Below are 26358 nucleotides of genomic sequence, written 5' to 3'. Positions count from 1 at the left end.
TGAGGAGGGGATATGATCGACCACGTCTCTGTCGGCGTCCGCGATCTCGAACGCTCCGCGCGGTTCTATGAGCCGACACTGGCCGCGCTCGGTCTGAGCCGCCTGGTCACGCGGCCGGCGACGATCGGCTTTGGCAAGGCCTATCCCGAATTCTGGATCAATCTGCGTGCCGCGATGGCGTCCGTGCCGTATGAGAGCGGCACCCACATCTGCCTGCGCGCGAAGACCACCGCCGAGGTCGATGCCTTCCACGCCGCTGCGCTGGCTTCTGGCGGCACATCCGATGGCGCGCCGGGCCTGCGCCCGCACGACCGCGTCCGCTATTATGCAGCCTTCGTGCTCGACCCCGACGGCAATCGCATCGAGGCCGTGACCTTTCCGAGCGAGTGATGCGATAGGCCACCCCTAGGCCCGTCATCCTGAGGTGCGAGCGCAGCGAGCCTCGAAGGATGAACAGCCTGGCCGGTGGCCGTCGATCCTTCGAGGCTCGCCGAAGGCTCGCACCTCAGGATGACGGGGATAGATGCCCGCGCTCCTCTACAGCCGCCGCGCCACTTCCGGCGCCAGCTCCTTCGCGGCCGCCGGCTTGCCGGCGACGGCCGAACGCAGCCGCGGCAGAATCTCGTCGACGCGGTCGGCCATCAGCACGTTGATCGGCAGCGTCGGGCGGATGAACTCCGTCGTGCGCATGTGGTTCAAAAGCGAGAGCAGGGGCTCCCAGAAATTGTCGATGTTGGCGAGCAGGATCGGCTTAGAGTGGCGGCCGAGCTGCTGCCAAGTCAGTTGCTCCACCAGTTCCTCCAGCGTACCGATGCCGCCGGGCAGCGCGACGAACGCATCCGAGCGCTCGAACATCAGGCGCTTGCGCTCATGCATGTCGGGCGTGACGATCATCTCCTGAACCGAGGTCAGCGCGTTCTCGCGCGCGCGCAGGAATTCGGGAATGATGCCCGTGACCGAGCCGCCATGATCGAGCGTGGATTTGGCGACCGCGCCCATCAGGCCGATCGAGCCGCCGCCATACACCAGGCGCACGTTGTTTTCGGCAAGGCTCTTGCCGAGCGCGACGGCAGCGTCAACGAAGCGGGGATTGTTACCGGGGCCGGAGCCGCAATAAACACAGACAGTCTTGATTTGGTTCATACGATCCTTGTGGCACTGCAGCGTAAACAGGGTCAAGATCAGCATATGGGGATTGAGGGTCAAAAAATCCCGTAAATTCCCGCGAATCGCGAACAAATTTCGTCATAAGCCTGTACGCCGCGTTCAAACGATCTATATGACGGGCACAATGGCAAATCGTGGAAAAGATGTGGCAGCGCACCGGCGCGCCATGACGGCGAGAGCGGGCTCCTGATGGTGCCGCCGCAACAGACTGTGACCGGCGCCGCGCAGCCCACGGCCGCGACACCGGCCGCCGAGAAGGGCACGCTGCTCGGCACCCTCGTTCACCTCTGGCCCTATATCTGGCCCGGCGATCGCGCCGATCTGAAGATGCGCGTGATCTGGTCGGTGGTGCTGCTGCTGTTCGCCAAGCTCGCGACACTGTCGGTGCCGTTCACGTTCAAATGGGCGATCGATGCTCTGAACGGCACGGGCTCGGCGCCGGTCGCGTCGTCGAACTGGATGGTGTGGCTGATCGCCTCGCCGGTGCTGATGACGATCAGCTACGGCGCGGTGCGTATCATCATGGCGGTGCTGACGCAGTGGCGCGACGGCATCTTCGCCCGCGTCGCGATGCACGCGGTGCGGCGGCTCGCCTACATCACCTTCGTGCACATGCACGAACTGTCGCTGCGCTTCCATCTCGAGCGCAAGACCGGCGGCCTGACCCGCGTGCTCGAGCGCGGCCGCTCCGGCATCGAGACCATCGTGCGGATGGTGATCTTGCAGCTGATCCCGACCATCGTCGAGGTCACGCTGCTGGCGGGCGTGCTGCTGTGGCAGTTCGACTGGCGCTACGTGCTCGCGGTGCTGATCACGGTCGTCGTGTTCATGTACTACACCTACATCGCGACCGAGTGGCGGATCGAGATCCGCCGCAAGATGAACGATTCCGACACCGAGGCGAATACCAAGGCGATCGACTCGCTGCTCAACTACGAGACCGTGAAATATTTCGGCGCGGAGGAGCGCGAGGCCAGGCGCTACGACCGCTCGATGGAACGCTACGAGCAGGCCAGCGTGAAGACCTATACCTCGCTTGCGGTGCTCAACACCGGGCAGGCGATCATCTTCACCGCCGGCCTGACTGCGACCATGCTGATGTGCGCATTCGGCATCCGCAACGGCACCCACACCGTCGGCGATTTCGTGCTGATCAATTCAATGATGATCCAGCTCTACCAGCCGCTGAATTTCATGGGCATGGTGTATCGCGAGATCAAGCAGGCGATCATCGACATCGAGAAGATGTTCGACGTGCTGGAGCGCAATCCCGAGGTGAAGGACATTCCGGGCGCAAAACCGCTCGCGGTGTCGACAGGCAGCGTGCGGTTCGAGGATGTCCGCTTCTCCTATGAATCCGACCGGCCGATCCTGAAAGGCCTGAGCTTCGAGGTGCCGGCCGGCAAGACGGTTGCGATCGTCGGCCCGTCGGGTGCCGGCAAGTCGACGATCTCGCGGCTGTTGTTCCGCCTCTACGACGTGTCCTCCGGCCGCATCCTGATCGACGGCCAGGACATCAAGACCGTGACGCAGACTTCGCTGCGACAGGCGATCGGCATGGTGCCGCAGGACACCGTGCTGTTCAACGACACCATCCGCTACAACATCCGCTATGGCCGCTGGGATGCGGCCGACGACGAGGTGGAGGAGGCGGCGCGGCTCGCGCAGATCGACGGCTTCATCCGGATGTCGCCGCAGGGCTACGAGACCCAGGTCGGCGAGCGCGGTCTCAAGCTTTCCGGCGGCGAGAAGCAGCGCGTCGCGATCGCGCGCACGGTGCTGAAGGCGCCGCCGATCCTGGTGCTGGATGAGGCGACCTCGGCGCTCGACAGCCACACCGAGCACGAGATCCAGGGCGCGTTGGAGCGGGTCTCGCGCAACCGCACGTCGCTCGTGATCGCGCATCGGCTCTCGACCATCGTCGGCGCCGACGAGATCATCGTGCTGGACCAGGGGCGGATCGCCGAGCGCGGCACTCACGCGCGGCTTTTGGCCGCCGACGGCCTCTACGCCAGCATGTGGAACCGGCAGCGCGAGGCCGAGGAGGCCCGCGAACGGCTCGCCCAGGTCGATGACGACGGCACGGCGCCGAATCGCCTGCCGCCCGCGGTCACTGAATCGTCGGAGGATTCCACCCCTGATGCGGGTGAGAAGCCCTTGCCGACCGCCGCGGAATAGTCGATTAGGGCATGATCCGGAAAAGTGCGAAGCGGTTTTCCGAAAAAGATCATGCCTAAAACGACCAACTAAAGCGCGATGATTCGCGCTTTAGGGCCTCTCCCGCCAAATGGGGCGGGGAAACGCAAGCGAGCACTGATGTCGATCGCCAATTCCATCCGCGCGCAGATCCCGCCGATCCACCCGGAGGGCTATCCCTTCATTGGCGGCTTCGCTTTGGCGAGCCTGATCCTGTTCTGGATCTGGACCCCGCTGGGCTGGATCGGGACGCTGCTCACGGTCTGGTGCGCGCTGTTCTTCCGCGATCCCGTCCGCGTGACGCCGCTGCGCGACGGCATCGTGGTGTCACCGGCCGATGGCCGCGTCTCCATGGTGGTGCAGGCGCTGCCGCCGGCGGAGCTCGGCCTCGGCGACAAGCCGCTGCCGCGGGTCTCGGTGTTCATGAGCGTGTTCAACTGCCACGTGAATCGTAGCCCGGTGGCCGGCCGCATCGACCGGATCGCCTATCGGCCTGGCGCGTTCATCAATGCCGAGCTCGACAAGGCGAGCGAGGACAATGAGCGCAATTCGCTGGTCATCTCGAGCTCCAACGGCCGCATCGGCGTGGTCCAGATCGCGGGCCTCGTGGCGCGCCGCATCGTTTGCTTCGTCAAGGAAGGCCAGTCGATCGGCGCTGGCGAGCGTTTCGGCTTGATCCGCTTCGGCTCGCGGCTGGACGTTTATTTGCCCGAGGGCACCAAGGCCCTGGTGTCCGAAGGCCAGACCGCAGTCGCCGGTGAGACCATCCTGGCGGATTTCCGCGGCGCCGATCCAGGCCGCACCTACCGGGCCGATTAACGCTGTTTCAGCCGGTTGATCAGCCGGTTCCCGCCGTGATGGCGGAGCCGGGCCATGCTTGCTATATTCTCAAGTCATGATGCCATCAGACCCCAATTCCACCGAGTTTCGCCGCCGCCGGTTCCGCCCGATCCCGGTGCGGATGCTGGTGCCGAACATGATCACGCTGCTGGCGATCTGCGCCGGCCTGACCGCGATCCGGCTGTCGACGGAAGGGCGGATGGAGCTTGCGGTCGCCGCCATCGTGTTCGCGGCGATCCTCGACGGCATCGACGGCCGCGTCGCCCGCATGATCAAGGGCCAGTCGAAATTCGGCGCCGAGCTCGACAGCCTGGCCGACTTCGTCAATTTCGGCGTCGCGCCGGGCCTGATCCTGTATTTCTGGCAGCTGCATGAATTGAACAATGGTGGCTGGATCGCCGCGATGGTGTTCGCGATCTCCGGCGGCCTGCGGCTGGCGCGCTTCAACGCCTCGATCGACGACCCGAACAAGCCGGCTTTCGCCGCCAATTATTTCACCGGCGTGCCGGCGCCGGCCGGCGCGATCACCGTGCTGCTGCCGATCTATCTCGCCTTCCTCGGCGTGCCGATGCCGCCGGCGACCTTGACGGCGTTCTATACGCTCTTGATCGCCTTCCTGATGGTGTCGCGCCTGCCGGTGTTCTCCGGCAAGACGGTGAAGATGCGCGTGCCGCCGGAGATGGTGCTGCCGGTGTTCGTGGCCGTGGTGTTCTTCGTCGCGCTGTTGATCGGCTATCCCTGGCACATCCTGTCGGCCGGCTCGGTGGCCTATTTGATCAGCCTGCCGTGGGGCTGGAAGTCCTACCGCGACCAGGAGCGCCAGCTTGCTGCGCAGACGCAAGCTGCAACCGCGCCGCCGCCGGCCGCCGCTGCTCCCTACACGGCGCCGGTCGCGGAAAGTGACCACGACGATCGTCCGACGCATCTGCATTAAGCGCGTCGACCCTTCGAGACGGCCGCTGCGCGGCCCCCTCAGGGTGACGGTGATAGAGACGCGTGAGTCTACTCTCCCAAATATCAGCCATGAGCGTGCCTCGGTTGGGTTCGCCTCCGATCTCGGCTATAGGCTGAGATGGCCCGTTCGAGCATGATCCGGAAAAGTGGAGACCGGTTTTCCGAAAAGATCATGCTCAAACCAAGAAATGAGATCATGATGCGTTTCCGTGGAAACGCATCATGATGTGACGCCAAAAATCAGGAGAGAAACGCCGTGACGACATCCGCTTCCGCCCCGCTGCCTGCATCCGTCCTCGAGGCGTTGGGACGCTATGACACGCCGACGATCTGCAACGCGATGGAGATCGTAGCACCCGAGCGCCGTCTGATCGGCTACACCGTGAAGCCGCTGGTCTGCCCGTTCCCGACGCTGCCGCCGATCGTCGGCTATGCGCGTACGGTTGCGATCCGCTCGGTGCTGAAATCCGGCCTGTCGGCCGAGGAGCAGTCGAAGCGCCGCATCGACTATTACGAATATGTCGGCACCGGCTTCGGTCCGCGCATCTCGGTGATCCAGGACATCGACGGGCCCGACGTCGGCTACGGCGCGTTCTGGGGCGAGGTGCAGAGCGCCGTGCACAAAGCGCTCGGCTGCCTCGGCGTCATCACCGACGGCTCGATCCGCGACATCCCGCAATGGGCGCCGGGCTTCCAGGCGCTGGCCGGCTCGATCGGCCCGTCGCACGCCTGGGTGCATGCCGAAAGCTTTGGCGGCGAGGTCCGCGTCGCCGGCATGACGGTGCGCTCCGACGACCTGATCCACGCCGACAGCCACGGCGCGATCGTGATCCCCTACGAGATCGCGGCCAAGCTGCCGGAGGCCGCCGAGCTCTGCGGCCGCCGCGAGACCCCGATCCTCGACATCGCGCGCAGCAAGGACTTTTCGCTCGAGAAGCTGAAGGACGCGCTGAAGCGCTCGTCGGAAATCCACTGACGCACTGCGCGCTATCGATATGCGGAGCGGCGGGCCTGGTGGCCCGCCGTTTTGCTTTCGTCAGACCGGCGCGACCTTCGCGATCTCGTTTGCGCCACGAATGGTCATGTCAACAGCGACATAGAGGATCACCGCGAGGCCGACATAGGCGATCCAGCGGTGGTTCTGTAGCAGCCGTGCGATGAAGGTCGCGGCGGCGCCCATCATCGCGATCGAGAGCGCGAGGCCGAACACCAGCACGATCGGCTGCTCGCGCGCCGCGCCCGCGACCGCCAGCACATTGTCGAGCGACATCGAGACGTCGGCGACGATGATCTGCGTCGTCGCCTGCCACAATGTCTTGCGCGGAGCCTTCGCGTCATCAGCGTCGTGCTCGGCCGCCGTCTCGTGCGCGCTGGCACGCAGTTCCCGCCACATCTTCCAGCATACCCAGAGCAGCAGGATGCCGCCGGCCAGCAGCAGGCCGACGATCTGCATCAATTGCGTGGTGAGCAGGGCGAACAGGATGCGCAGCAGCGTCGCGGCGCCAATGCCGATCAGGATCGCCTTGCCGCGTTGCTGCGCCGGCAGGCCTGCTGCGGCAAGGCCGATCACGACAGCATTGTCGCCGGCCAGCACGAGGTCGATGACGACGACCTGCAGCAGTGCGCTGAGGGCGTCGAGTGAAAGCAGTTCGGACATGAAACATCCCCTTGAGGTCGGGGAGTGGACCGTCTCGACGACACCGGCTGTCGCCGTCACACTGACGGCAAATCCGCCGCGACGTTGTCACGTCGCGGGTCGAGGCAGGGCCACTCCAACTGAGTTCCAGTCCGACATCGCAGCTTGTGGCTGCCAGAGGGGCCCGGCCTGGGATTTACGGTCGTGTCACCGGACGCAGCGCAGCTTCTTCCTCGAAGAACAGCGCCGCCTGGTCCGGCTCGCCGAGGATCGCCGCTGCACACCCCATGAAGGTGAATGCGCCGGCAAAATCCCACAGCGTGAGGTTCGCCACGCTCGTGCGCACGCGGATCACGCGCGCCGCGAGCGCGGCAATGGCTGCCTCTGCGAACAACAACAGGCTGAGCACGGGCAGCACGAGTGCGAGCTCAACCAGATGCACCGTCAGGACAATCGGCAGCGCAGTCAGCGCTGCGAAGAGCAGGAGCATGCCGAATGGTTCCAGCGAGGGAGCCTTCCGCGAGAGCCTGTCTGGAATGGTCGAGGACATTCCAAATCCCTGCCGATGCAAATCCTTCAATCGGAGCCTTGTCGTTCACCCCGAGATTATCAGAATGCACTTCCTTTGACGCGCGGCGCGGCGCCGCGCGACCGCTCGTCGCGCGACAGACTGTACGCGCGGCCCGGTGGCGGTGGGTGGTGGACAGGGTGTTTCCACCTCGTTTTGGGGCTCCTGGGCCGTGGCATGCCATGGCAAAGTTCACGCAGCGCCTTTATCTTTGCTCGCAGCGCTGGGCGAACGGTCGAAAGGCAATTTCGATGAACATGGCAGGCAAGACGGTGCTGATCACCGGTTCCACCGACGGCGTCGGCCGCTACGTGGCGATGAAGCTGGCTTCTGCCGGCGCCCGGGTCCTGATCCACGGCCGCGACACCAAGCGGGCGCAGGTTCTCGCCGACGAGATCAAGCGGGTCAGTGGACGCGAGCCGATGTTTTACCAGGCCGATTTGTCCTCGCTCGCCGATGTCCGCGAGTTCGCCCAGCTGGTGCTCGACGACCAGGAGCGCCTCGATGTGCTGGTTTGCAATGCCGGCATCGGCTCGCAGAATGAGGGGCCGGCGCGGCAGACCAGCAAGGACGGCCACGAGCTGCGCTTCGCGGTCAATTATCTCGCCGGTTTCCTGCTCGCGCATCTGTTGCTGCCGCGGCTCAAGGCGAGCACGCCGGCGCGCATCGTCAATGTCGCGTCGCTCGGCCAGCACCCGATCGATTTCGCCGATGTGATGATCACGAAGAATTATAGCGGTGCGCGCGCCTATGCGCAGAGCAAGCTGTCGCAGATCATGTTCACCATCGATCTCGCCGAGGAGTTGGAAGGCAGTGGGGTGACTGTCAATTCGCTGCACCCGGCGACCTACATGAACACCACGATGGTGCGTGCCAGTGGCGCGACGCCGATCTCGACCGTCGAGCAGGGCGGCGACGCCATCCTGCGTCTGGTCCAGGACGACGATGTCGCCGATAGGAGCGGATTATTTTTCGACGGCAAGCGCGAGGCCCGCGCCCATGCGCAAGCCTATGATGCCGAGGCGCGCAGACGGCTCAAGGCGTTGAGCCTTGCGCTCACCGGGCTGCGGGCTTCCTGACGCTGCGCGACGCCGGGGTATCCTGGGCGCGGATCGCCTCGAACAGGTGCTTGCATGCGCCCGCAATGCCGCGATCGGGCACGGTGGCAATGCCGAGCAGCAAGCCCGGCTGCGCGCGCTTCGGTGAAAGATACCAGGGTGAGAGCGGGGCGGGCGCCAGCCGATGCGCGAGCGCCCGCCGCGTGATCTCGACGTCGGCGGCCTTGTCCGGCAGCGGCAGCAGCACGGCAAGCCCGGCCACCTGCACGTCATTGCTCCACGGACGCAGCGCGGCCGTCAGCGCATCGCGGCTGTCGCAATAGGTCTGTTTGGTTCGCCGGAGATGGCGGATGTAATGGCCGTCGCGCATGAACTCCGCGGTCGACAGCTGCACCGCGGGCCCGGGCGCAGGTGCGAGGCACGTCGCGACATCGGCGAACTGCGCTGCCAACGGCTCGGGCGCAACCAGGAACCCGAGGCGGAGCGTCGGCGAGATCGTCTTGCTGAACGAGCCGACATGGATCACGCGGCCGGCGCGGTCGAGCGAAGCGAGTGCGGGCGCGGCGCGGCCGTCGAGCTGCAACTCGCCGAGATAGTCGTCCTCGATGATCCAGGCGCCACTTTGCGCCGCCCAGTCGAGTAGCTGCGCGCGTCGCTTCGGCGACAGCGGCGGGCCGAGCGGGGCCTGCTGTCCCGGCGTCACGACTGCGAGTGCCGCGTCGGACGCGTGCTTGAGGCCGTACGCGACATCGATGCCATCAGCGTCGACGGGGATCGGTGCCAGCTCGAGCCGCGCGAGCTCGAGCCCCTTGCGGGTCAATGGAAAGCCCGGATCCTCCATCCAGACACGGCGGCCTTCGAGGCCGAGTCCGCGCAGCGCGAGGCCGAGGCCGCCGCTGAAGCCGGACGTGATGACGATCTGCGCGGGAGAGCATTCGAGTCCGCGCGCGATCGCAAGGTGCGCCGCGATCTCCCGCCGCAATTCGAGTTCGCCGCGCGGATCGGTATATCGCGTCACCGCACTCAACTCCGCCCGCACGGCGCGGGCGCGGATGCGCGCCAGCAGCTTGGCGGGGAGGGTGTCCTGCGCGGGGACGCCCATCCGGAAATGTCCCTGACCGCTCAGATCTTGAAACATCTCCACGACCGAGCCGGGCGCGACAGGTGTGTCCGGCTTGGCGGCTTTCCGCGGCCGCCTGGCGACGGTGGTGCCATTCGCCTTCGACGACACGATGTGCTGGGCGTCCGACAGTCTGTCATAGGCGGCTCGCACGGTACCGCGCGCGACGCCGAGCTGCGCGGCGAGGTCGAGCCACGACGGCAGCCGGGCGCCGGGCACCAGCACGCCATTGTCGATCGCCGCCGCAATCGCCTTGCGGATCTGCTCGGCGAGCGGCGTCTTCGCCGAGCGGTCGAGCGCGATGGGAAGCGGGCCTGGCATGGCCCGTGGTACACCAATTCGGTTCGTTCTTGGTGCTTCTTTTTGGCCATCGCTGCCCGCATCTATCCGGTAGCAATGGAGGCAATCAGATGAAGATTTTTCTGCCAGTTGTCATGGCCTGCGCGATGCTTGCAGCACCGGCGAGCGCGGAATCGGTGACGCCGAAGTTTGAGCATGTGATCACGAACATTCCCGGCAAGTCGCTGGTCACAGCCGAGGTCACCTTCCCGCCCGGCGATCCGTCGGCGCCGCACCGTCACGCCAAATCCGCCTTCCTGTATGTCTACGTCCTGCAGGGCGCGATCGAAAGCCAGGTCGAGGGCGAACCGGCGCCGCACGTCTACCGGGCCGGTGACAGCTTCTTCGAGGCGCCCGGTGCGCATCACGTGCTCGGACGAAACGCCAGCGCGACCGAGCCCGCGAAGATCCTTGCGGTGTTCGTCGTCGACAGCAACGACAAGGCGCTGACCGTCTACGACAAGGAAGGACACAAGCCGTGAGCATGCGGATCGATTACAACAAGGCCGCACCGGCCGGTATCAAGGCGCTCGGCAGCGTGTACGGCTATCTGACGCAGTGCGGGCTTTCCGCACAGCTGATCGAACTGATCTATCTGCGCATCTCGCAGATCAACGGTTGTGCCTATTGCCTCGACATGCATACCCGCTCGCTGCGGAAGATGGGCGTCCAGGTCGAGAAGCTGGCGCTGCTGCAGGTCTGGCGCGAGGCGGACGTGCTGTTCGATGCCGACGAGCGCGCGGCGCTGGCCTGGGCCGAGACGGTCACACGGGTGGCGGAGACCGCGATCCCGGACGACGAGTATCATGCGGCCCGCGCGGTGTTCAGCGAGAAGCAGCTGGTCGACCTGACCATCGCAATCGGCCTGATGAACACCTACAACAGGATCGCGATCGGCTTCCGCAACCCGCCGCAGGCCGTTGCCGAGCAGTCCGCCGCGGCTTGAGGCCGCCTAACTCTGCCGTTGCGCGAGATAAAATCCGGCCAATACGGTCACCAATCCGGCCGCCTGCAGCGCGGTGGGACGCTCGCCGATCAAGAGCCACCCCAACAGCACGGTGAGCACCGGCACGGTCGCAGGAAATACCGCCGCGCGGGCAACGCCTAGTCGCTGGATTGACAGCGCGAACAAATACATTGCTGCGGGCCCGGCCAGGATGCCCTGGCCAAGGGCCTGCAGCGCATTCTCGTTCAGTCCGATGGCGGCATCGCGCGCCAGCCCACCCGATGCCGCATAGAGGGGAAACAGCGAGAGCGACAGCACGCTGATGACCGTCGCAACAGAGAACGCCGACACCCGCCAATAGCGCACCAGCGTGGCGAAGCCCGCAAACATCAGCCCGGTCAGGACAAAGATCAGATCGCCCAGCACGGCGCTGGATCCCATATGGCCGATTGACTCGCTACCGATCACCGCAAGGCCGACCACGATGATCACGGCTCCAGCGATACGAGAGAGTGAGATCGATTCCTTCAGCAGGACGACCGCGAGAAACAGTCCGCCCAGGGTCGCACAGGACGGCTGAATCACGCTGCCGTGCCCCAGGGGTACAAACATGAAGCCGGTATAGCTGATCAGCGACATCACCGGCCCGCCGAGCACCATCAGCGCCATGCCACGGCCCCAACCGATGCCGCCGAGATCCTTCAGACCGGCGCGCACAACGAGCGGGATGAACACGATGCCCGACCACAAGAAGCGATGCATCAGGAGGTCTATGGGCGTGAAACCGACCTTCAGGCCATGCCGGGTCGCCACGAAACCGAGAGCCCAGCATAGCGCTGCGCCAAGACCGCACGCGACGCCCAGCAGCATGGCTTTCGTATCTGGAAGGGCTGCGGTCTTGGTGCCGGCCGTATGTTCGCTCATCGCGCACGACTACGTGAGCGCCCAGGGCGGATCAACCCATGGCGATGCAGGGCTGGTTGGCACAGCAACGAATTGCGAAGTCTATTTCGGCCGCGGGTGTGTCCGCTCGTGCGGCCCCCGCTTGCTATCGATCGCCGGCCGCTGCGCGCCATGCACGGGCTTTGGCCGTTGTCTCTTCGACGAACGCACTCTTGCCGTTTCGATAGGCCCCGATGTTGTCCTTTGATGCAGCCGCAAGGTCCCGCTTGATGTCGGCGTAGGCGCGGGCGGCCTCGGGGTGCGCGCGAAGGTAGTCGCGAAATGCCACCAATGCCTCCCACCGCGGATGCGACGGCTCCGTCATGTGCAGATGGTGGGTCCACGGACCCGGAGGCCCCTTGCGGAAGAACAGCTCGCCGGGAAGCCATGACGCATATTCCGGCATGTAGATATAACCAAGTCCCTCAAGCGGCTTGATGCAGCGTTGCCTGGCCTCTTCGAGGCTCGCCACGCCGATCAGCAGGTCGATGATGGGCTTCGACGGAAGACCTGGAACGGCCGTGCTGCCGACATGCTCAATGGCCAAAGCGGAGGCGCCGAGAGCGCTTCCGATCCGCATGCGCTCCTGCGCGAACAGTGCGGGCCAGTTGGGGTCGTAGTCGGAGACGACGATCGACCCGGCGCCGTATTTCTCCACGCCCGCCTCCTGATTGCTCCTTGCAGAGTATCACGCGGGCCGCGACCGGGATATCGCTCACGAACCCTGCTTGACCTCGGCAGGCTGCTTCGCGAATTGCGGGAATGTCTCGGCCACGACGGGTCCGTCCAGCCGCCACGAATAGCAACCGCCGACGAAGAACGGCGGCTCGGTGAGATCGCGCTGGTGATCGAGCGCACCGCGGCCCTGCGGATCCTTGCCCGATGTCGCGGTCTGAAACAGCGTCGTTACCGCCGGACCCAAGAGCTCGGCGAGATGGGTGCAGGTCTCGAGCTTGCCGATCTTGCGGCGGACCAGCTCGCGCCAGCCCTTGCCGATGCGCTCGCCGACCAGCCGCTGCAGGATACCTTCGACGTCGAGGCAGGACGGGTAGGGCGTCGAGGCCATCGTCGTGCCGGTTTCGCGGATCGTGAAATTGTCGTCGACGGCGAGCCGCAGCCGGATGTCGTGCACGGGATCGTCGGGCTGCTGCAGGCCGCGATGCTTGTCCTGCCGCGCATAAGGCTTGGTGTCGACCAGCCGCGCTTCGACCTCCCACAGCCCGTCGTCACGGAGATAGCCCAGGCATTCGACGGAGCGGCGGTGCATCAGGCGGCGGGGCTTGCCGTCGGCGTTGGTATCAGGTGCGGACATCGGAACTCGCTGGATTGAATTGAATCAATCCAATCGGCAGCAGGCCGCGATGTCAACGGGCGCTATCTGCGCGGCGCTATGCGGTGCGTAGGGCGGGTTAGCGAAGCGTAACCCGCCATCTTCACCCGACGAACCTCGTGTGGAACAGAGACCGGCGGCGGGTTACGCCTTCGGCTAACCCACCCTACGATTCTTGCGATTAGCTCACGCGCCGCTCGCGGTTCTCCCAATACGGCTTGCGCAGCTCGCGTTTCAAAATCTTGCCGGCGCCGGAGAGCGGCAGCGGGGTCGACGTGATGTCGACGCTGCGCGGGCATTTGTATCCGGCGATCAGCGCCTTGCAGTGCTCCATCAGCTCGTCGGGCGTCGCGTCAGCGCCGTTCTTCATCACCACCACAGCATGGACCTGCTCGCCCCAGCGCTCGCTCGGGATGCCGATCACGGCGCATTGCGCCACCGCCGGGTGCTGGGCCAGCGCGTTCTCGACCTCGGCCGAATAGACGTTCTCGCCGCCGGAGATGATCATGTCCTTGACGCGGTCGACGACGTAGACGAAGCCGTCCGCGTCCATGTAGCCGCCGTCGCCGGTGTGCATCCAGCCGTCGATCACGGCGCGTGCGGTTTCCTCCGGCCGCTCCCAATAGCCCATCATCACCATATCGCCACGCACCGCGATCTCGCCGACTGTGCCGAGCGGCACCACCTGGTCCAAGGCGTCGACGATCCTCACTTCGGCACCCAGCGTGGCGCGGCCGGCGCCACGATGCCGCCCCTTGGCGCGGCCGTCGCCGATATGCTCCTTCCAGTGCAGCAGCGTTGCGATCGGCGACAGCTCGGTCATGCCGTAGGCTTGCGTGAACTCGATATGCGGTAGCGCCTTCATGCCACGGGTCAGCACCGCGTCGCTGATCACGGAGGCGCCATAGGCGATCCGCCGCAAGGACGACAGGTCGTAGCTGCCGAGCGTCGGGTGATCGACGAACATCTGGATCATGGTCGGCACCAGCAGCACGTCGGTGACGCGCTCCTTCTGCACGGCCGCCGCGACACCGTCGGGCGTAAAACCCTGGATCACGACGTTGGATCCGCCGGACAGCAGCACCGAATACATCGCCGCACCATTGGCGAGATGGAACATCGGCGCCGCGTGCAGATAGATCGTGCTGCTCGGCCAAAGCCCTTCGCCGAGCGCGTTGAGCGCATTGGCCATCAGATTGCCGTGGCTCAGCATCACGCCCTTGGAGCGGCCGGTGGTGCCGCCGGTGTAGAAGATGCCGGCGAGGTCGTCGCGCGTGCGCATCGCATCCGGAATGGGTTCGCTGCGCGCGATCAATGTCTCGTAATTCTCCATGCCTTCCGGCGTCGCGCCTTCGTCGGCATAGACCAGCTTCAGGCCGGGGATCGCGCTTGCCAGCGCTGCGCCGACCGCCGCGAACGCCTTGTCGACGAACAGGATCGTCGCGCGGCAGTCGCGCAGTGCATCCTCGTTCTCGATCGGAGACCAGCGGATGTTGAGCGGCACGATCACGGCGCCGGCCCAACCGACCGCGAGATAGAGTTCGAGATAGCGGTCCGAGTTCAGCGACAGGATCGCGACGCGGTCGCCATTATCAGCGCCGAGGCCGCGGATCGCGGCGGCGAGGCGGGCGACACGGTCGCCGACCTCGCGCCAGCTGCGCCGCCGCTCACCGCAGACGACTGCGAGCCCGTTTGGATTGACTTGCAGCGCCCGCCGCAGTCCGTGTGTGATGTTCACTCCCGTCCTCCCTTGATGCGTTTCCCTTGCGAGGCGGTTTGTCCGCCTTCTCTGCCGCCGGAACGGCTGCTTTGTGCGTTGTTGTCTTGCGCGTTGATGTCACTTGCGTTGTCGTTTTGGCGATCCCCTCGGTGAGGCGGATTGCGAATTCCTCGGCGACGGCGCGGCCGCTCAACTCACCGCCGGGCTGGAACCAGTGTCCGATCCAGTTCAGCGAGCCGGCAATGGCGAAGGCCGCGAGCTTCGGGTCGCAGGGTTTCACCGAACCGTCTTCGACGCCAGCGGCGATATAGTCGCGGAAGGCGCGGTCGATCCGCCGCTTCGCGGTCTGCACGATCTTGCGGTTGTCCTCGCTGAGATCGCGGATGTCGAAGCGGACCAGGCTCTTGCCGTAGTCCGCGGTCATCAGCTCGGCATACTGGACGATCAGCTTGCGCAGCTTGTCGAGCCCCGAGCCGCCGCCGGCCGAGGTCTCGGCGATGCAGTCGTCGACCAGCTCGTTGCCGATCGACCAGCATTCGTACAGGATCTCGTCCTTGCCGCGGAAGTAATTATAGAGCGCTGGCTTGGTGATGTTGAGCCGCCTGGCGACCTCGTTCAGCGTGGCGCCGTGATAGCCCTGTTCCAGGAACAGCGCGACGGCCGTGCGCAGCACCGCCTCGCGCTTCTCGTCGCGGGCGCGGCGCCGGCTCTCGAACGGCAGCCAGGGGGACTCGTTGCTGGAGGAGGGTGAGCTGGCGTCCATCGCGTCGGTTGCTGTCGCATTGACTCCGGAAGATCGCCCGTATATTACCCATGGGTAACAAATAGTCCAGTGGGTAATTTCCGGGAGGACACGCGATGACGTCACGCACCTATGTTGCCGGGGTCGGCATGATCCCGTTCGTCAAGCCCGGCGCCAATGCGCCGTATCATGTGATGGGCGCGGAAGCCGCCAAGCTCGCGCTTGCGGACGCAGGTCTCGATTACGGCAAGGTCCAGCAGGCCTATGTCGGCTATGTCTATGGCGACTCCACCTGTGGGCAGCGCGCGCTCTATCCGGTCGGCATGACCGGGATCCCGATCGTCAACGTCAACAACAACTGCTCGACCGGCTCGACCGCGCTGTTCCTGGCGCGGCAGGCGATCGAGTCGGGTGCGGCCGATTGCGTGATGGCGCTCGGCTTCGAGCAGATGAAGCCTGGCGCGCTGGGGGCGGTGTTCACCGACCGTCCCAGCGCGTTCGACGATTTCGACGCTGCCGCCGACAAGCTGGTCGACGCGCCCGGGGTGCCGCTCGCGCTGCGCTATTTCGGCGGCGCCGGCCTCAGCCACATGAAGAAATACGGCACGCCGCTCTCCGCCTTTGCAAAGGTGCGCGCCAAGGCGAGCCGCCACGCCAAGAACAACCCGCTGGCGCTGTTCCGCAAGGAGGTCACCGCCGACGACGTGATGAACGACCAGGTGATCTGGCCCGGCGTGATGACGCGGCTGATGGCGTGCCCGCCGACTTGCGGCGGCGCCGCCGCGATCCTGGTCTCGGAGAAGTTCGCCGAGCAACACGGCCTCAACAAGCAGGTCCGCATCGCGGCGCAGGCGATGACAACGGATACGCCCTCGACCTTCGGGGCTGATGACATGATGCAGGTGGTCGGCTACGACATGGCGCGCGATGCCGCGCGCAAGGTCTATGAAGCCGCCGGTATCGGCCCCAAGGATCTTGACGTCGTCGAGCTGCACGACTGCTTCGCCCACAACGAGCTGATCACCTATGAGGGGCTCGGCCTGTGTGGCCAGGGCGAGGCCGCGAAATTCATCGACGACGGTGATAACACCTATGGCGGCCGGATCGTCACCAATCCCTCCGGCGGGCTGTTGTCGAAGGGCCATCCGCTCGGCGCCACCGGCCTTGCGCAGTGCTACGAGCTGACGCGGCAGCTGCGCGGCACCGCCGCGGCAACCCAGGTCGAGGGTGCGCGGCTCGGGCTGCAGCACAATCTCGGCCTCGGCGGCGCTTGCGTCGTGACGCTCTACGAACGCGCCTGAGGCCGCCATGGTCGATCAATCCGCTGTCGGGCGTGAATTCACGCCGGTGACCGCGCGTGTCGAGCCGGGGCGCCTGCGCTTCTTCCTCGACACGCTCGGCGAGACCAACCCGGTCTATCGCGACGGCGAGGCGGCACCGGTGCCGCCGACCTATCTGTTCTGCCTCGAGATGATGGACGCAACGGTGCCGTTCGAATTCCTGACCGCGCTCGGCATCGATCTCGCCCGCGTGCTGCATGGCGAGCAGCGCTTCGACTATCACGCGCCCGTGGTGGTCGGCGACACCCTGACCTTCCGCCCGCGCGTTACTGGCGTGACCGACAAGAAGGGCGGGGCGATGACGCTGATCGTGGTCGACACGCCGGTCACCAACCAGAACGGCGTCCACGTCGCCGATGTCTCGCGCACCATCGTGGTGCGCAATGCGAGGCCGTCATGAGTGCTGGCGTTCCGTCGGTCGGCGACCGCATCGTCCACAAGGAATTTCCGCCGATCACCCGGCATCGCCTCGCGCTGTATTGCGGTGCCTCCGGCGATCACAATCCGATCCATGTCGACATCGACTTCGCGAAAGCTGCCGGTTTCCCCGACGTGTTCGCGCACGGCATGCTGGTCATGGGCTATCTCGGCCAGGCGCTCACGGATGCGGTGGCACCATCGAAGATCCGCTCGTTCTCGACCCGCTTTGCTGCGATTACCCAGCTTGGCGCCCAGCTGACCTGTGAGGGCACGGTGACCGAGCTGATCGAGCAGGGTGGTGAGAAGCGCGCCAAACTCGCGCTGACAACGAAGGATCAGAACGGCGAGATCAAGCTCGCCGGCGAAGCGATCATCGCGCTCTAGGGAGAGATCATGTCGAAACTGCAAGGCAAAGTCGCGCTCGTCTCAGGCTCGGGCCGCGGCATCGGGCGCGCGATTGCGTTGAAGCTCGCGAGCGAAGGCGCGCGCGTCGTGGTCAACGACCTCGATGCCGAGCCGGGCAATGCCGTCGTCGCCGAGATCAAGGCCATGGGTGGCGAGGCGATCGCGGTCAATGGCAGCGTGACGGAAGCAGGCTTTGCCGATCGATTCGTCGGCGCCGCCATTGAGCAGTTCGGTGGCCTCGACATCATCGTCAACAATGCCGGTTACACCTGGGACTCGACGATCCAGAAGATGTCGGACGAGCAGTTCCAAGCTATGCTCGACGTGCATCTGGTCGCCCCGTTCCGGATCATGCGCGCGGCGTCGGAGCCGATCCGGGTGATGGCGAAGAAGGAGGCCGAGGCAGGGCGCGAGGTGTTCCGCAAGGTGGTCAACATCTCATCGATCGCGGGGCTCTACGGCAATGCCGGTCAGGCCAGCTATTCCTCAGCCAAGGCCTCGCTGATCGGGCTGACGCGCACGATGTGCAAGGAGTGGGGGCGCTACAAGGTCAACGTCAACTGCGTCGCTTTCGGCCTGATCAACACCCGCCTGACCCAACCGATCGAGAGCCAGCAGAAGACCATCGACGTTGCGGGCCGCGACATCAAGGTCGGGGTCCAGCCGCAGATGCTGGAGGCGATGGGCCGGATGATCCCGCTCGGCCGCGGCGGTACGCCGGAGGAGGCCGCGGACGCGGTCTATCTGTTCTGCGCTCCGGAATCGAACTACATCAGTGGCCAGGTGATCGTCGCCGGCGGCGGTCTTTTGATCTAACGCGAGGATACGATGCACTACCGATCGTCCTGGATGACCGAGGAGCTCGACACCTTCCGTGATCAGTTCCGCAAATTCCTGGCCAAGGATCTGGCGCCGCACGCCGAAAAGTGGCGCGAGCAGAAGCTGGTCGACCGCTCGGCCTGGCGCGCGCTCGGCGAGATGGGCGCCCTGCTGCCGAGCGTGCCCGAGGCCTATGGCGGCCTCGGCGCCAGCTTCGCCTACGATGCCGCCGTGCTCGATGACATCGAGAGCACGGTGCCGGAGCTGACCACCGGCGTCTCCGTGCACAGCGCGATCGTCGCGCATTACATCGTCAACTACGGCTCGGAGGAGCAGAAAAAGCGCTGGCTGCCGAAGATGGCGTCGGGCGAGATGGTCGGCGCCATCGCGATGACCGAGCCCGGCACCGGCTCTGATCTGCAGGCCGTCAAGACCACCGCGAAGAAGCAGGGCAATTCCTACGTCATCAACGGCCAGAAGACCTTCATCACCAACGGCCAGGCGGCCGACCTCGTCATCGTGGTGGCGCGCACCGGAGCTGCGGGCGCCAAGGGCATTTCGTTGATCGTCGTCGAAACAGCGGGCGCCGAGGGCTACCGGCGCGGGCGCAACCTCGACAAGATCGGTCTCCATGCATCGGACACGTCGGAACTGTTCTTCGACAATGTCACGGTGCCGCCGGAAAATCTGCTCGGCAATGAGGAGGGCAATGGCTTCGTGCAGCTGATGCAGCAACTGCCGCAGGAGCGGCTGTCGCTCGCGATCGGCGCCGTCGCCTCGATGGAGCGCGCGGTGAAGATCACCGCAGACTACACCAAGCAGCGCACCGCGTTCGGCAAGCCGCTCATCGAGTTCCAGAACACCGCCTTCAAGCTGGCCGAGCGCAAGACCGAGGCGATGATCGCCCGCGTGTTCGTCGACTGGTGCGTCGAGCGCCTGGTCGCCGGCGACCTCGACACTGTGACGGCGTCAATGGCGAAATGGTGGTGCTCGCAGAAGCAGGTCGAGACCGCCGACGAGTGCCTGCAGCTGCACGGCGGCTACGGCTACATGCAGGAATACCCGATCTCGCGGATGTTCATCGATTCCCGGATCCAGAAGATCTACGGCGGCACCAACGAGATCATGAAGGTCTTGATCGCGCGCTCGCTGTAGGGCAAAGCGCGCAACCCCTGCACCGTCATGCCACGTGGCGGCGCCGGGGGCGGCCCTGCGCAAATCGACGGCAATCGCGCGCTGCCCTTTCCCTGCCGCATGGCTCAATGCGGCGTCCGCATCCCGCGGCGACTTCGGCCTTGCGCCATATTTCCGACTATCATACCCCCGTGGGACCACGATCCGCGCGAAGCCAAGACGCGCGCCAAATGCCCGCAGGGAGCCCTCATGACCAAAAGCAATGCCCGCACCGGAGGCCAGATCCTGATCGACCAGCTGGTCGCGCAGGGGGTGGAGCGCGTCACCTGCGTGCCGGGCGAGAGCTATCTGGCGGCGCTTGATGCCCTGCATGACAGCCCGATCGACGTCGTGATCTGCCGCGCCGAGGGCGGTGCGGCGATGATGGCGGAGGCCTATGGCAAGCTCACCGGGCGTCCCGGCGTCTGCTTCGTCACCCGTGGCCCGGGTTCGACCAACGCCGCCCATGGCGTGCACATCGCGATGCAGGATTCGACCCCGATGATCCTGTTCGTCGGCCAGGTCGACACCGGTATGCGCGAGCGCGAGGCGTTCCAGGAGCTCGACTACAAGGCGGTGTTCGGCACCATGGCGAAATGGGCGGTCGAGATCGATCGCCCGGATCGCATTCCGGAACTGGTCGCGCGCGCGTTCCGCGTCGCGCTGCAAGGCCGGCCTGGTCCGGTGGTGATCTCGCTGCCGGAAAACATGCTGACGGAAACCGCCGCGGTCGCCGACGCGCCGAAGGTCGAGCCGGCGGTGAGCTGGCCGGCGCCGGCCGATCTCGATCGCCTCGGCGCGATGCTCGCCGGCGCCAAGGCGCCGCTGGTGGTGCTCGGCGGCTCGGCCTGGACCGCCGAGGCGGCCAAGGGCATCGCGCGCTTTGCCGAGCGGTTCGACCTGCCGGTCGCCACTTCATTCCGCCGCGCCTCGCTGTTCGACGCCGACCACTCGCACTATGCCGGCGATCTCGGCATCGGCCCGAGCGCGAAGCTGAAAGATCGCTTCACCGGCGCCGATGTGATCCTCCTGATCGGCGGCCGCATGTCGGAGATGCCGTCGTCGTCCTACACGCTGCTCGACATCCCCACGCCGAGCCAGCAGCTGATCCACGTCCATCCCGGCTCGGAGGAGCTCGGCCGCGTCTACCAGCCGGCGCTGGCGATCCAGGCGACGCCTGCCGCCTTCGCCGCTGCGGTCGAGGCCATGAAGCCCGCGGCCGCGCCCGCCTGGAAGGGCGAGGCGGCCAAGGCGCACGCCGATTATCTTGCATGGACCGACAAGCCGCGTGAGCTGCCCGGCAGCTTCCAATATGGCGAGGTGGTGACTTGGCTGCGCGACCGGCTGCCCAAGGATGCGATCGTCTGCAACGGCGCCGGCAACTACGCCGGCTGGATCCATCGCCATCATCGCTTCCACTCGTTCGCTGCGCAGCTGGCGCCGACCTCGGGCTCGATGGGCTATGGCGTGCCGGCGGCCGTGATGGCCAAGCGGCATCATCCTGACCGTGTCGTCGTCGCCTTCGCCGGCGACGGCTGCTTCCTGATGAACGGGCAGGAGTTCGCCACGGCCGTGCAGTATGACGCGCCGCTGATCGTCGTCGTCATCGACAACGCGCAATATGGCACCATCCGCATGCATCAGGAGCGCGATTATCCCGGCCGCGTGGTCGGCACCCAGCTCAAGAACCCGGACTTCGCGCTTTACGCCAAGGCGTTTGGCGGCCATGGCGAGCGGGTCGAGCGCACCGAGGACTTCGCGCCCGCCTTCGAGCGCGCGCTGGCCTCCGGCAAGCCCGCGATCCTGCACTGTCTGGTCGATCAGCGCGCGTTGTCGGTCGGCAAGGACTTTGTGCCCGAGACAGCGAAGCGCTGATGAACGGAACGAGCCGTCACGTCGCGATCATCGGCGCCGGCGCGGTCGGCGTGATCAGCGCCATCGAGGCCCTGCGCGAGGGGCATCGCGTCACGTTGATCGATCCGGGCGAGCCCGGCGGCACCCAGGCCGCAAGCTATGGCAACGCCGGCTGGCTGTCGTCGCATTCGGTGATTCCACCGGCGGAGCCGGGCACCTGGAAGAAGGTACCGGGCTATCTGATGGATCCGCTCGGGCCGCTCGCGATCCGCTGGTCGTATCTGCCGAAGGCCTTGCCGTGGCTGATCAAGTATCTGCTGTCGAGCTGGACCGAGCCGCAGGTCGAGGCCACCGCGCGGGCGATGCGCGATCTGCTGAAGGACGCGCCGCTGCTGCACAGGCAGCTCGCCGAGGAAGCCGGGGTGCCTGAGCTGATCGAGCGGCGCGGGGTGATGCATGTGTTTCCCTCGCGCGCGCCGTTCGACCGCGATCTCGGCTGGCGCATCCGCAAGCGCGTCGGGATCGAATGGCTCGAGCTCGATGAGGACGAGATGCGCCAGCGCGAGCCCGATCTGCATCCGCGCTACAAATTCGGCGTCGTGGTGGAGGAGGCCGGCCGCTGCCGCGATCCCGGCGCGTATGTCGCAGCGCTGGCCGCGCACGCCATCGCGAGCGGCGCCGAGCGCATCACAGCCAAGGCCACAGGCCTCAAGCTTGCGGGTGACAGGCTCGTCGCCGTGGTCACCGAGACCGGCGAGATCGCCTGCGACGCCGCGGTTGTCGCCGCCGGCGCACGCTCCAAGCAGCTGACCGCGTCGATCGGCGATTCCCTGCCGCTCGAAACCGAGCGCGGCTATCACGTCATGATCGAGAACCCGGAATCCGGCCCGCGCGATTCGATGATGGCCTCGGATGCCAAGATGGTGGTCAACTGGACCGACAAGGGCCTGCGCGCCGCCGGCACCGTGGAGATCGCAGGCCTCGACGCCGAGCCGAACTGGAAGCGCGCCGAGATCCTGCGCGAGCACCTGTTCAGCATGTTCCCGAAACTGCCCAGGGATATTCCACCGTCGCGGATCAAGACCTGGTTCGGCCATCGCCCGAGCATGCCCGACGGGCGGCCCTGCATCGGCCACAGCCGCGCCTCGCGCGACGTGGTCTATGCCTTCGGCCACGGCCATGTCGGCCTGGTCGGCTCGGCCCGCACCGGCCGGCTGGTCGCGCAGCTGCTGAGCGGCAAGGCACCGGAGATTCCGCTGCAGCCGTTTTCGCCGGCGCGCTTCCTCTAGGAAAACGAGCCTCAGCTGTCGCCGGCCCAGGTCGTGATCGCGGCCGGCGCGATCACGCGTCTCGGCATATGCGGATTGATCGTGCCGGCGCTGACGTCCTCCGTCTGGTCGAGCAGGGTGCGCGCGAAAGCCTTGGCATCCTGCTCGGTCGTGAAGGTACGGGTCTGGCGCGCGAAGCGGTGGTGTCCGGCGTCAGGGTTTCGCACGGCGAACGAGACGTACCAGATGGCCTTGTCCGTCTTCATCGCACGGCTCTTGCGGCGGCGGTCCGCCTGCGCGATCGGGACGTCGCGCCCGATGTTCGATATGCAAAAAGTGCCAAGATGAAGAATCCTGAAATACAGCAGACGACGGCTAATTGGCTCCTCGATGGACAAGGAATGCTACAGGATCGGCGCGCATACCGATACTAGCGGTATAATACCTCTCAACCGATGGGTGAATGACAATGCGCCGCTGCGACGATGGTTCCTACGACCCGATGCCGCGGTTTCCCAGTGACTTGCGTCATGTCTCGGGCGGCGCAGGCGGGCCGCAACGGCCTTGTCCCGCCTTCGGACGATCTCTCGCATGGCGGTGTCATGCGCATTGAGATATCCACGCATCTCGTGCCAGTCGATAAAGAGCTTGCCGACGCAATGGGTTATCTTCCGGGATGCGGGGATGGTCAAAATCCTCTGCGCTGTCGTGGCGCATCCCAAGCTTGGCCATCAGGCGTCTGGATCGAGCGTTTCGAATGCTCGCATGCGCCACGACCTCTGCAAGCCGAACCTCTTCGAAGCCAAACTGAAGAGCCGCTCGCGCAGCTTCCACAGCAAACCCCTGTCCCCAGAACTGCCTGGCCAGCCGCCAGCCGACTTCGACAGCTGGCGTGAAGCGGGCGGCAAAGCCGACGTGCAAAAGTCCGACAGCCCCGATGAATTTGCCGGATGCTCTCGAATCAACGGCCCACATGCAGAACCCATGGGAGGATTGATGGATGATCTGGTAGTCGATCCAGGCGTCGGATGCATCCCGCGTTGCGAGCGGGCGGAGATATTCCATCACGTCGGCATCTTCAGACATTTCCGCAAAGGGCAATCTGTCTGAATCCATCCATGGTCGGAGGAGGAGCCTTGGTGTCAACAGCTGCATCCGGCTCCGCCTCGGCTCAGGGATTACGGGTCAATGAAGCCTTCGATCATACGTCGCACAGTCCCGACTGCGCGATACTACGAATAATTCCAGGTGGGTAGGGTGGGTAGAGCGAAACGAAACCCATCATTGGTGCTGCGAGCAGAAATCGATGGGTTTCGCTGCGCTCTACCCATCCTACGATTCAATCATTCCGTTCGGCTTTTCAGAATTTAACTTGACGCCAGACCCAACTCAGATGTTTAATGCGTCGGTCTCACCCGATACGAGGGGCGGATCGCGATCGTCACGAACGCGGTGTGGGATGCGGTGGACGCCGATTGCGCAGTCGACGAATGCGCATGACGCGGACGGTGAAGTCGTGTGGTCCTGACGCCCTAGTGGTAGGTGTCTTTTCGCATTGCGCGATGCGCGTTGTGAAGACGGTGACAACAAAGCCCAGTCTCGCCGGGGAGAGCACGAAGTAAGCTGTAAGCCATCGCGCAGGGAAAGCCGGATTGCTCCGGTTACACCTGTGGTTCGACCCCCGAGCTTTCTACCCATTGCTCGGGACCCATGGGTGCGATCGGCACCCGGCTTTCCCTGCGCCCTCTGTACGAGGAGGGCGGAACGACAAGCAAAGCTCGGGCAAATCATGTTGCGAGAACGCGAATGCATTTGCGCGTCAACGCGCCGGACCGAACGTCTTCATCGCCTCGACGACGATGATCTTGCCGGCTTCCTGCACGAAATGCCCGGCGTCCGGCAGTTCGAGCGGCAGCCGACAGTTTCGGATCACCTGTCGCAGCAGGTTCATCACCGGCGGTCCGAGCACCGGGTCCTTCATGCCAACCGCCATGAAGCTTTGTCCGGTCCATTGCTGCGACCAGAAATCCCGCGCGCGCCGCGAAAGCGCCGCGCCGCCGGCGTCCGGCCGGTCCGGCACCAGATTGGGAAAGCGGCGTACGCCGGCCTTGTGCCGCGCGTCCGGATAGGGTGCGGCGTAGGCGGCGGCTTCCCTGTCTGCGAGACCGGGGACCGCGCGCTGCATCAACGCCGCGATGTCCATGTCCGGGCTGCGATTGGAGAAAGCCCGCCACGCAAGAAAGCCGTCGCCGAGCGGCGCGTCTCCGGTGCCGAGCATCGTATTCATCACCAGCAGTCGATCGAAGCGATCTGCCATGTCCATGGGTATCGTCAGTCCGATCAGTCCTCCCCAATCCTGGCACACCAACATGACGCGGCGCAGGTCGAGCGTCTCGATCAGCGACATGACCGAAGATCGGTGGAAGTCGAACGTGTAGGCGTCTTCGTCGACGGGTTTGTCGGAACGGCCGAAGCCGAACAAGTCCGGCGCTACGACGCGGTAGCCCGCGGCGAGAAGCGCCTGGATCATGTTTCGATAGAGGTAGGCCCAGGTCGGCTGGCCATGCAGGCAAAGCGCCACTGGCGCGACCTTCAGTCCCTCGTCGAGATAGTGCATGCGCAACGCACCGATCTCAACATAGTGGGGCGCGAACGCAAATCCGGGCAATTCGGCGAAGCGCGGGTCCGGTGTTCGGAGCATCTGCATGGCTCTCCCTTTCGATTCGTCGTTCGGTCGCGCAAGTACGCCGGGCGCGCTTTCCCGTGGTAGTCTACCATAGGGCACGATGGCCCAAGCGGAGATGAAATGACTGTCGTCACATCAAGGATCGACGAAACGCTGCTCGTGACTATCGATCGGCCGCCCGTCAACGCGCTCGATCTCGATGCCATTGCGTCGCTCGAACAGTCGTTTGCCGCGGCGGCCGCTGACGCCCCAGCGAACGGCGTGGTGCTCTCCGGCGGCGGTCAGGTGTTTTCGGCGGGGGTCGATACGCGTGCGTTTGCGAGCTACGCCCGCGAGCAGCGCCATGCCATGGTGCGCGCGATCACGCGGATGCTGGCGCGCTTGCTGTCGATCCCTGTCCCGGTCGTGGCGGCGGTCAATGGCCATGCGCTCGGCGGCGGCTTCGTGCTCATGCTGGGATGTGACTATCGCCTCGCGGTCGACAGCGCGGCCGCAAAGCTCGGCATGACCGAGGCGCAGGCCGGCATCCCGTTCCCGGCGGGCCCGCTCGAAGTGATGCGCCATGAGCTTTCGCCGGAACTGTTGCGCCGCCTGACGCTGACGAGCGCCGTGCTTGGTACGCGCGAATGCCTCGATCAGCGGATCATCGATGCGATTTGCGCGGGTGCGGATCTGCAAAGCAAATCGATCGCCGCGGCAAGGAGCCTCGCCGCTCAGCCGGGATTTCGCGCGGTGAAGCGGCAAATCCGCGGCCAGCTTGCCGCGCGCCTCGAGGAGTTGGCCTCGACCGGGCAGGATGCGTTTCTCGCGTCGTTCGGCTGACCGGACGCAATGC

Annotated in this window: 28 protein-coding genes; 16 read left to right on the top strand and 12 right to left on the bottom strand. The window is 65.4% G+C overall.

Annotated elements, in window-relative coordinates; all coding sequences use genetic code 11:
* The first annotated feature begins 12 nt into the window (after positions 1 to 12).
* Complete coding sequence (locus JQ616_RS34155) at positions 13 to 390, top strand: VOC family protein (protein WP_212022562.1); 378 nt, start codon at positions 13 to 15, stop codon at positions 388 to 390.
* 147 nt (positions 391 to 537) lie between these two features.
* Here the strand turns inward: JQ616_RS34155 and JQ616_RS34150 are convergent, their stop codons facing one another.
* A complete protein-coding gene (locus tag JQ616_RS34150; protein ID WP_212022561.1) occupies positions 538 to 1143 on the bottom strand; it encodes a TIGR00730 family Rossman fold protein in 606 nt (201 codons plus the stop codon).
* 213 nt (positions 1144 to 1356) lie between these two features.
* On the opposite strand from JQ616_RS34150, the gene JQ616_RS34145 reads away from it, so the two are divergent.
* From JQ616_RS34145 to JQ616_RS34130, 4 genes are all read left to right on the top strand, one after another.
* Positions 1357 to 3345, top strand: a complete 1989-nt coding sequence (locus JQ616_RS34145; RefSeq protein WP_249137633.1) for an ABCB family ABC transporter ATP-binding protein/permease — start codon at positions 1357 to 1359, stop codon at positions 3343 to 3345.
* 138 nt (positions 3346 to 3483) lie between these two features.
* Positions 3484 to 4182 (top strand): phosphatidylserine decarboxylase, encoded by a 699-nt coding sequence (locus tag JQ616_RS34140; protein WP_021081990.1) that lies wholly within the window; start codon positions 3484 to 3486, stop codon positions 4180 to 4182.
* Between the two features lie 79 nt (positions 4183 to 4261).
* Positions 4262 to 5137, top strand: a complete 876-nt coding sequence (gene pssA, locus JQ616_RS34135; RefSeq protein ID WP_212022560.1) for a CDP-diacylglycerol--serine O-phosphatidyltransferase — start codon at positions 4262 to 4264, stop codon at positions 5135 to 5137.
* A gap of 276 nt (positions 5138 to 5413) precedes the next feature.
* On the top strand, positions 5414 to 6133 hold the full coding sequence (locus JQ616_RS34130) for an RraA family protein (RefSeq protein ID WP_212022559.1): 720 nt from the start codon (positions 5414 to 5416) through the stop codon (positions 6131 to 6133).
* A 60-nt stretch (positions 6134 to 6193) separates the two neighbouring features.
* On the opposite strand, the gene JQ616_RS34125 is transcribed toward JQ616_RS34130, so the two are convergent.
* A complete protein-coding gene (locus JQ616_RS34125; protein WP_212022558.1) occupies positions 6194 to 6814 on the bottom strand; it encodes a TerC family protein in 621 nt (206 codons plus the stop codon).
* 175 nt (positions 6815 to 6989) lie between these two features.
* Complete coding sequence (locus tag JQ616_RS34120) at positions 6990 to 7283, bottom strand: hypothetical protein (protein WP_249137631.1); 294 nt, start codon at positions 7281 to 7283, stop codon at positions 6990 to 6992.
* 329 nt (positions 7284 to 7612) lie between these two features.
* Here JQ616_RS34120 and JQ616_RS34115 point away from each other — a divergent pair, with 329 nt between their 5' ends.
* Entirely contained in the window at positions 7613 to 8440 is an 828-nt protein-coding gene (locus tag JQ616_RS34115) for an SDR family NAD(P)-dependent oxidoreductase (RefSeq protein ID WP_212022554.1), read from the top strand.
* On the opposite strand, the gene JQ616_RS34110 is transcribed toward JQ616_RS34115, so the two are convergent.
* A complete protein-coding gene (locus tag JQ616_RS34110; RefSeq protein ID WP_212022541.1) occupies positions 8418 to 9860 on the bottom strand; it encodes a PLP-dependent aminotransferase family protein in 1443 nt (480 codons plus the stop codon). The genes JQ616_RS34115 and JQ616_RS34110 overlap by 23 nt on opposite strands.
* Positions 9861 to 9949: 89 nt before the next feature.
* Here JQ616_RS34110 and JQ616_RS34105 point away from each other — a divergent pair, with 89 nt between their 5' ends.
* Both JQ616_RS34105 and JQ616_RS34100 read left to right on the top strand, forming a co-directional pair.
* On the top strand, positions 9950 to 10360 hold the full coding sequence (locus JQ616_RS34105) for a cupin domain-containing protein (RefSeq protein ID WP_212022539.1): 411 nt from the start codon (positions 9950 to 9952) through the stop codon (positions 10358 to 10360).
* Complete coding sequence (locus JQ616_RS34100; protein ID WP_212022537.1) at positions 10357 to 10824, top strand: carboxymuconolactone decarboxylase family protein; 468 nt, start codon at positions 10357 to 10359, stop codon at positions 10822 to 10824. The genes JQ616_RS34105 and JQ616_RS34100 overlap by 4 nt, the downstream gene beginning before the upstream one ends.
* Before the next feature lie 6 nt (positions 10825 to 10830).
* Here JQ616_RS34100 and JQ616_RS34095 read toward each other — a convergent pair whose 3' ends face one another.
* The 5 genes from JQ616_RS34095 to JQ616_RS34075 form a co-directional block, all read right to left on the bottom strand.
* On the bottom strand, positions 10831 to 11694 hold the full coding sequence (locus JQ616_RS34095) for a DMT family transporter (protein WP_249137629.1): 864 nt from the start codon (positions 11692 to 11694) through the stop codon (positions 10831 to 10833).
* Positions 11695 to 11872: 178 nt separating this feature from the next.
* Positions 11873 to 12424 (bottom strand): GrpB family protein, encoded by a 552-nt coding sequence (locus tag JQ616_RS34090; protein ID WP_212022533.1) that lies wholly within the window; start codon positions 12422 to 12424, stop codon positions 11873 to 11875.
* 57 nt (positions 12425 to 12481) lie between these two features.
* Positions 12482 to 13078 (bottom strand): DUF2889 domain-containing protein, encoded by a 597-nt coding sequence (locus JQ616_RS34085; RefSeq protein ID WP_212022531.1) that lies wholly within the window; start codon positions 13076 to 13078, stop codon positions 12482 to 12484.
* A 199-nt stretch (positions 13079 to 13277) separates the two neighbouring features.
* Positions 13278 to 14834 (bottom strand): acyl-CoA synthetase, encoded by a 1557-nt coding sequence (locus JQ616_RS34080; protein ID WP_212022529.1) that lies wholly within the window; start codon positions 14832 to 14834, stop codon positions 13278 to 13280.
* Positions 14764 to 15684 (bottom strand): TetR/AcrR family transcriptional regulator, encoded by a 921-nt coding sequence (locus tag JQ616_RS34075; RefSeq protein WP_349630081.1) that lies wholly within the window; start codon positions 15682 to 15684, stop codon positions 14764 to 14766. The genes JQ616_RS34080 and JQ616_RS34075 overlap by 71 nt, the downstream gene beginning before the upstream one ends.
* On the opposite strand from JQ616_RS34075, the gene JQ616_RS34070 reads away from it, so the two are divergent.
* From JQ616_RS34070 to JQ616_RS34040, 7 genes are all read left to right on the top strand, one after another.
* Complete coding sequence (locus JQ616_RS34070) at positions 15675 to 16859, top strand: lipid-transfer protein (protein WP_212022527.1); 1185 nt, start codon at positions 15675 to 15677, stop codon at positions 16857 to 16859. The two genes, JQ616_RS34075 and JQ616_RS34070, sit on opposite strands and share 10 nt — an antisense overlap.
* A 7-nt stretch (positions 16860 to 16866) precedes the next feature.
* On the top strand, positions 16867 to 17298 hold the full coding sequence (locus tag JQ616_RS34065; protein WP_212022525.1) for a MaoC family dehydratase N-terminal domain-containing protein: 432 nt from the start codon (positions 16867 to 16869) through the stop codon (positions 17296 to 17298).
* The gene (locus tag JQ616_RS34060; RefSeq protein WP_212022523.1) at positions 17295 to 17702 is read left to right on the top strand and encodes a MaoC family dehydratase; all 408 of its coding nucleotides are present in this window, start codon (positions 17295 to 17297) and stop codon (positions 17700 to 17702) included. The genes JQ616_RS34065 and JQ616_RS34060 overlap by 4 nt, the downstream gene beginning before the upstream one ends.
* Positions 17703 to 17711: 9 nt before the next feature.
* Complete coding sequence (locus JQ616_RS34055) at positions 17712 to 18539, top strand: SDR family NAD(P)-dependent oxidoreductase (RefSeq protein WP_212022521.1); 828 nt, start codon at positions 17712 to 17714, stop codon at positions 18537 to 18539.
* A gap of 12 nt (positions 18540 to 18551) precedes the next feature.
* Complete coding sequence (locus tag JQ616_RS34050) at positions 18552 to 19697, top strand: acyl-CoA dehydrogenase family protein (protein WP_212022519.1); 1146 nt, start codon at positions 18552 to 18554, stop codon at positions 19695 to 19697.
* 228 nt (positions 19698 to 19925) lie between these two features.
* Positions 19926 to 21590: a thiamine pyrophosphate-binding protein gene (locus JQ616_RS34045; protein ID WP_212022517.1), complete on the top strand. Its 1665-nt coding sequence runs from the start codon at positions 19926 to 19928 to the stop codon at positions 21588 to 21590.
* The gene (locus JQ616_RS34040) at positions 21590 to 22858 is read left to right on the top strand and encodes an NAD(P)/FAD-dependent oxidoreductase (RefSeq protein ID WP_212022515.1); all 1269 of its coding nucleotides are present in this window, start codon (positions 21590 to 21592) and stop codon (positions 22856 to 22858) included. Before JQ616_RS34045 ends, JQ616_RS34040 begins: the two co-directional genes overlap by 1 nt.
* An 11-nt stretch (positions 22859 to 22869) precedes the next feature.
* Here the strand turns inward: JQ616_RS34040 and JQ616_RS39520 are convergent, their stop codons facing one another.
* From JQ616_RS39520 to JQ616_RS34025, 3 genes are all read right to left on the bottom strand, one after another.
* Positions 22870 to 23235, bottom strand: coding sequence for a hypothetical protein (locus JQ616_RS39520; protein WP_249137627.1), 366 nt, complete (start codon positions 23233 to 23235; stop codon positions 22870 to 22872).
* 202 nt (positions 23236 to 23437) lie between these two features.
* Positions 23438 to 23923 (bottom strand): GNAT family N-acetyltransferase, encoded by a 486-nt coding sequence (locus tag JQ616_RS34030; protein WP_249137680.1) that lies wholly within the window; start codon positions 23921 to 23923, stop codon positions 23438 to 23440.
* Positions 23924 to 24656: 733 nt separating this feature from the next.
* A complete protein-coding gene (locus JQ616_RS34025; protein ID WP_212022512.1) occupies positions 24657 to 25538 on the bottom strand; it encodes a haloalkane dehalogenase in 882 nt (293 codons plus the stop codon).
* Between the two features lie 105 nt (positions 25539 to 25643).
* Between JQ616_RS34025 and JQ616_RS34020 the strand changes: the two genes are divergently transcribed.
* A complete protein-coding gene (locus JQ616_RS34020) occupies positions 25644 to 26345 on the top strand; it encodes an enoyl-CoA hydratase/isomerase family protein (RefSeq protein ID WP_212022510.1) in 702 nt (233 codons plus the stop codon).
* Positions 26346 to 26358 lie beyond the last annotated feature (13 nt).

It is taken from the genome of Bradyrhizobium tropiciagri (assembly GCF_018130545.1).
GTDB lineage: Bacteria > Pseudomonadota > Alphaproteobacteria > Rhizobiales > Xanthobacteraceae > Bradyrhizobium > Bradyrhizobium tropiciagri_A.
The sequence above is the reverse complement of the archived record's forward strand: the minus strand, read 5'-3'. Positions and strand labels throughout refer to the sequence as shown.